Source organism: Paraburkholderia sp. J7 (assembly GCF_905220155.1).
In the GTDB taxonomy this organism is placed as follows: domain Bacteria; phylum Pseudomonadota; class Gammaproteobacteria; order Burkholderiales; family Burkholderiaceae; genus Paraburkholderia.
In genome coordinates, this window is sequence record NZ_CAJMYZ010000103.1 from 1 (window position 1) to 467 (window position 467).

At 58.7% G+C, this 467-nt stretch carries 1 protein-coding gene; it reads left to right on the forward strand.

Features of this window, described 5'->3' with window-relative positions; all coding sequences use genetic code 11:
• Nucleotides 1-25 precede the first annotated feature (25 nt).
• A partial coding sequence (locus U5A58_RS40520) for a hypothetical protein (RefSeq protein ID WP_321965466.1) occupies nt 26-467 on the forward strand: 442 nt, incomplete at its 3' end.

The following is a 467-nucleotide window of genomic DNA, read 5'->3' on the forward strand; positions in this document are numbered from 1 at the left end:
GCAAGCACCTGCCATGGCGGCCGGCATGTTTTTGATCGTAGTGCTTCTGGTCGGGGAAGTCGATTCGTCGAGGACAGTGTTATTGCTGCCGCGGAGTTCAACCGTCTTCCTTCAGAGGATATCCGCTGTTTTGCCAGGCGATGATGGATCCGGGCAGCGTGGCCGAAAGCGCGGCATCAACGCTACCGCAAACGCGCGCTTCGCCCTGCGTCTTCACGCCTATGGCGAAACGCTTACACTTCGTCAACGAACATCCGGAGAATCGATCGATGTCGCGAGGAGGGCGCGCCAGGACATCGTGTTTCGCACAAAACCACTGTTGACGCTCAAAAAGCATGGCGCGGACATGTGCCGGATGCCCATCGCCGCATTAGAGATTGATGCACAGGGCGCAAAAAATCTGGCCCGCAGAGCGGGCCACACATCGGGATGCGACGCGCGCCGGTCAGGCTGGCTTGATATTTGCT